Annotated in this window: 4 protein-coding genes; 1 reads left to right on the top strand and 3 read right to left on the bottom strand. The window is 68.1% G+C overall.

The features are described from left to right. The first annotated feature begins 162 nt into the window (after window positions 1-162). Window positions 163-1,440 (top strand): MFS transporter, encoded by a 1,278-nt coding sequence (locus H3O04_RS33875; protein WP_011544618.1) that lies wholly within the window; start codon window positions 163-165, stop codon window positions 1,438-1,440. A 26-nt stretch (window positions 1,441-1,466) separates the two neighbouring features. On the opposite strand, the gene H3O04_RS33870 is transcribed toward H3O04_RS33875, so the two are convergent. The 3 genes from H3O04_RS33870 to secF all read right to left on the bottom strand — a co-directional run bounded on the left by H3O04_RS33870 (window position 1,467) and on the right by secF (window position 4,759). Then, a complete protein-coding gene (locus tag H3O04_RS33870) occupies window positions 1,467-1,922 on the bottom strand; it encodes a hypothetical protein (protein ID WP_124621709.1) in 456 nt (151 codons plus the stop codon). Between the two features lie 124 nt (window positions 1,923-2,046). Next, window positions 2,047-3,591 carry a S41 family peptidase gene (locus tag H3O04_RS33865; protein ID WP_237666526.1) on the bottom strand — a complete coding sequence of 515 codons (1,545 nt, stop codon included), beginning with the start codon at window positions 3,589-3,591 and terminating at the stop codon, window positions 2,047-2,049. A 217-nt stretch (window positions 3,592-3,808) separates the two neighbouring features. After that, on the bottom strand, window positions 3,809-4,759 hold the full coding sequence (gene secF, locus H3O04_RS33860) for a protein translocase subunit SecF (protein ID WP_006476870.1): 951 nt from the start codon (window positions 4,757-4,759) through the stop codon (window positions 3,809-3,811). Between the last annotated feature and the right edge of the window lie 136 nt (window positions 4,760-4,895).

Raw genomic sequence — 4,895 nt, 5'->3', positions numbered from 1 at the left:
CCCCGCGGGCAAAACCGCCGCGCTCCCGTTACCGGGGCGCGGCGGTTTTTTTTGCGCGCCTATAATCACCCGAGCGCCGCATGTGGCCATGCGGCGCCGGGCAGGCCGACGGCGCGACGGCGGCCGCCTCGAACAGAACGTACAACGACAAGGAGATCGCCGATGCATGCCGTCACGCAGTCCAGCTCCATTGCCTCGTCGCCGCGCGTGTGGCGCGCGGTGGTCGCCGCGTCGATCGGCAACGCGCTCGAGTGGTTCGATCTCGTCGTCTACGGCTTTTTCGCGGTGACGATCTCGAAGCTGTTCTTCCCGGCCGGCAACGATACCGTGTCGCTGCTGCTCACGCTCGGCACGTTCGGCGTGTCGTTCTTCATGCGCCCGCTCGGCGCGATCGTGCTCGGCGCGTATGCCGACCGCGCGGGCCGCAAGGCCGCGCTCACGCTGTCGATCCTGCTGATGATGGCCGGCACGCTGATCATCGCGGTGCTGCCGACCTACGGGACGATCGGCGTCGCCGCGCCGGTGATCCTCGTCGCCGCGCGGCTGATGCAGGGCTTCTCCGCCGGCGGCGAATTCGGCAGCGCGACCGCGTTCCTCGCCGAGCACGTGCCGGGCCGGCGCGGCTTCTTCGCGAGCTGGCAGGTCGCGAGCCAGGGGCTCACGACGCTGCTCGCCGCGGGCTTCGGCACCGTGCTGAACGCGCAGCTCACGGCCGACCAGATGGCGTCGTGGGGCTGGCGCGTGCCGTTCTTCTTCGGGTTGCTGCTCGGGCCCGTCGCGTACTACATCCGCACCAAGGTCGACGAGACGCCCGAATTCCTCGCGGCCGAAGGCACCGCGAACCCGCTGCGCGATACGTTCGCGTCGCACAAGGCGCGCCTCGTCGCGGCGATGGGCGTGGTCGTGCTCGGCACCGTCGCGACCTATCTCGTGCTGTTCATGCCGACCTACGGCGTGAAGCAGCTGGGCCTCGCGCCGTCGGCCGCGTTTGCCGCGATTCTCGTGGTCGGCGTGATCCAGATGGCGTTCGCGCCGCTCGTCGGCCACTGGTCGGATCGCTACGGCCGCGTGCGCGTGATGATCGCGCCGGCCGTCGGCATCCTCGTGCTGATTTATCCGGCGTTCGCGTATCTCGTCGCGCATCCGGGCTTCGGCACGCTGATCGCGCTGCAGGTGCTGCTCGCGTTCCTGATGACCGGCTACTTCGCGGCGCTGCCGGGGCTGTTGTCCGAGGTGTTTCCGGTGCAGACGCGCACGACCGGGATGTCGCTCGCGTATAACGTCGCGGTGACGATCTTCGGCGGCTTCGGGCCGTTCATCATCGCGTGGCTGATCCGCGAGACCGGGATGAAGACCGCGCCGAGCTTCTATCTGATGTTCGCGGCCGTGCTGAGCCTCGCGGCGCTGGTCGTGCTGCGGCGGCGGTTCGGGTTTCGGTGACTCGTGCAGCTAGCGATGGCTGCGATTCAGCCGTCGCTAGCGAGAAGCGTCTTCGCAGTCGCGCGTAGCGCTTCGAGATTGGCCGCCGTGACGCGCTTTCCGGTTCGGTTCTCCGCGGATGTGGCGTCGATGAAGCGGCGGGCCGTGGCGTATTGCGGCTCCGACAGGAGCAGGCGCTTGGCCGCGAGCGAGTTACGCGCCTCATCTTGGGCGCGATTCGCTTCAGCTCCGAGCACACGATAGTTGTTCCGGAAAATTGCTGACACCGGGTTTTGCGGCATTTTCGCCGCCAAATCGTCGAGCGACGAGAAGTCGTCATATCGCGCCTGCTTCAAGGCGAATAGCTCGGCTTGCCCCCATACTTCGACGAACGCCGTGCGTTGCTCTGCGAGACGGGCCGTCTCGCGTGCTGCGCTGACCATGTTGCGGTCGACCATCCAGGTGCCGAAGCTGCCGATAAGCGCGCCCATGATGGTCGTCACGAGTGAATACTTGAACCCCCGGAGGGCTCCGCCTGGCTGAGTACGCATTATCGGGCTGGGTCCGGATGAAGTGATTGGAGCATTCAATTTATCATCGTGGCGCCCGGTCCGGCGCGGCGGCGCGTCAGTTGCCGCCGCGCTCGCAGACTGGTTGCGCCGGCATCAGTTGCGCGGGCGCGGCGATGGTCTGCACCGGGCGGCCGGCGAGGGCATTGAGCGCCTGACGGAGCTGCCAGTCGGCCACCGTGCCGAATGCGCGCTGCGGCAGCGCCGCGCTCCTCGCCGTATCGACCTTCGCGCGCACGCGCGCTTCGCGCAGATTCTGGCGGGCCTTGCGCACCTGCGCGAACGGGTCGGGCGCCTGCCGGTCCGCATAGGGCGCGCGGGCGAGATCGACTTCCCGGTACCACAGCAGCACGCCGTCGACGTCCGCGTCGCGGCGCGGCGGCACGAGCCGGTCCGGCACGACGCCGTAACCGTCCATCGGGCACCCGTTCGGCCGCAGGTTGCGCGCGAACGTGAAATTCAGGCGCGTGCCGTCGATCAGGTCGACGCCCGTTTGCGCGAGCCCTTTCCCGTAGGTCGGCATGCCGAGCAGTGTCGCGCGGCCGAGATCCTTCAGCGCCGCCGCGGTCGCTTCGGCGGCCGACGCGCTCTGGCCGTCGACCAGCACCACGAGCGGTACGGTACGCCACCAGTCGTCGGCCTGTAGCGGCGCGAGCGGGTCCTGGCCGTGCATGACGGGCAGTTCGTAGTCGGGCCAGTTGGTCGTGTAGCGGCGGCGGTGCGTGCCGTCGCGCTCGACCGTCACCATCGCGGTGCGGTCGCGTCCCGCGAACAGCGCGGTGATGCCGATCGCCGCATTGAGCGCGCCGCCGCCGTTGATGCGCAGGTCGAGGATCATCTGCTTCACCGGCGGGCCCGCGCGGCGCGCGGCCTGCACCGCGTCGATATAGTCGCCGACCGCCGACTCCGGAAAGCTCGACAGCCGCGTGTACAGGATGTCGCCGTCGAGCCGCTTCGCGGTCGCCGGATGCGGCTTGACGATCGCGCGCACCGGCGCGAAGGTCAGCACCGCATGCTGCGGGCCGCGCTGCACCGTGAGCTTCAGCGGCACGCCCGCGTCGCCCTTCGCGAGCTTCATCAACTCGCCGCCGTCGATACCGACGACGCTCCTGTCGTTCATCGCGACGACGAGGTCGTCGGGCCGCACACCGGCCTTTTCGGCCGGCGCATCGGGAATCACGTCGATGATGTGGAGCCCGTCGGGTCGCGTCTCGAACACGATGCCGATGCCCGGCGTGCCGTCGCGTGCGCGCCGCTCGTCGTCGCGCCGTTCCTGCTCTTCCTTCGCGTTGAAGAAGCGCGCGTACGGCAGCGTCTTGATGCCTTCGTGGGTCGCGGCGTCGAGCAGCGCGCCGATGTCGACGTCGGTCAGGTGTTGCCGCTTCAGCACTTCGACGGCCGCTTTGAGTTCGCAGAGCTGCGGTTCCCAGTCGGGCGGGCAGGGCGACGGCGGTTGGGCGGCGGGCACCGAAGCGGCGGCGGGTACAACGGCAGGCAGCGAAGCGGCGGGCGGCGCGGATGCCGGTTGCGCACCGACGAGCGACGCATACGGGAACGCGGCTGCGACGGCTGCGCAGGCGGTGAGGCGACGAACGACACGCATGGGAAGCATCATCGGGACCGCACGTTCGGATGGATGGCGAGGGGTTTGCCCGGCCGGCGCGCGGCCGGCATGCGACGGGGCAGGGCGGTGACGATTGTAGCCGACACCCGCGACGGCTCGGCCGAGTCATCCGCGTGCCGTACCACGGTGAGCCGCGCATAAAAAAAAGCCGACCCAGACGGGCCGGCTTTGCTTCGATACCTAAACGGCGTGGCGCTTAAACCTGCGCGCCCGCGTTCGGATCGTCCGGATCGTGCGCGGTCTTCTTTTCCTTGACCAGGTCTTCGCGCTTGATGCCGAGCCACATCGCGAGCGAGCCCGCGACGAACACCGACGAGTAGATGCCGAACATGATGCCGACCGTCAGCGCGAGCGCGAAGTAGTGCAGCGTCGGGCCGCCGAAGAAGAACATCGACAGCACCATCATTTCCGTCGACGTGTGCGTGATGATCGTGCGCGACATCGTGGTTGTGATCGCGTGGTTGATCACTTCCTGCACGCTCATCTTGCGTTCGCGGCGGAACGTCTCGCGGATCCGGTCGAAGATGACGACCGACTCGTTGACCGAGTAGCCGAGCACCGCGAGGATCGCCGCGAGCACCGCCAGCGAGAACTCCCACTGGAAGAACGCGAAGAAGCCGAGAATGATCACGACGTCGTGCAGGTTGGCGATGATGCCCGCCACCGCGTACTTCCATTCGAAGCGGAACGACAGGTAGATCACGATGCCGATCACCACGCACGCGAGCGCGAGCAGACCGTCGGTCGCAAGTTCACGGCCGACCTGCGGGCCGACGAACTCGACGCGCTGCAGCGTGACGTCCGGGCTCTGCGCCTTCAGCGCGCCCATCACCTGGTCGCTCTGCTGCGCGGACGTGAGGCCTTCCTTCAGTTGCAGGCGGATCAGCACGTTGCGCGACGTGCCGAAGTTCTGCACCTGTGCGTCGGCGTAGCCGAGCTTGCCGAGCGTCGCGCGCACGGGTTCGAGCTCCGCGGCCTGCTGGTACTGCACCTCGATCACCGTCCCGCCGGTGAATTCGACGGACAGGTGCAGCCCGCGGTGGAACAGGAAGAACACGGCGGCGAGGAACGTGACCAGCGAGATCACGTTGAACACCAGCGCGTGCCGCATGAACGGAATGTCTTTACGGATGCGGAAAAATTCCATGGCTTCGTCTCCGGGGCCTTATTGGGTCGAGCCCGGTTTCTTCGGCGACACGCCTTGCTGCGCGCGGTTGCGCAGCTGCGGCTTGCCGGCGCGCGGCGCGTTGCCCTTCGCCGGGGCGGCGAGCTTCGCGGCGCGC

Source organism: Burkholderia sp. KCJ3K979 (assembly GCF_016759955.1).
In the GTDB taxonomy this organism is placed as follows: Bacteria; Pseudomonadota; Gammaproteobacteria; order Burkholderiales; family Burkholderiaceae; genus Burkholderia; species Burkholderia orbicola.
Note: the sequence above shows the minus strand (reverse complement) of the source record. Positions and strands in the feature narration are given on the sequence as shown.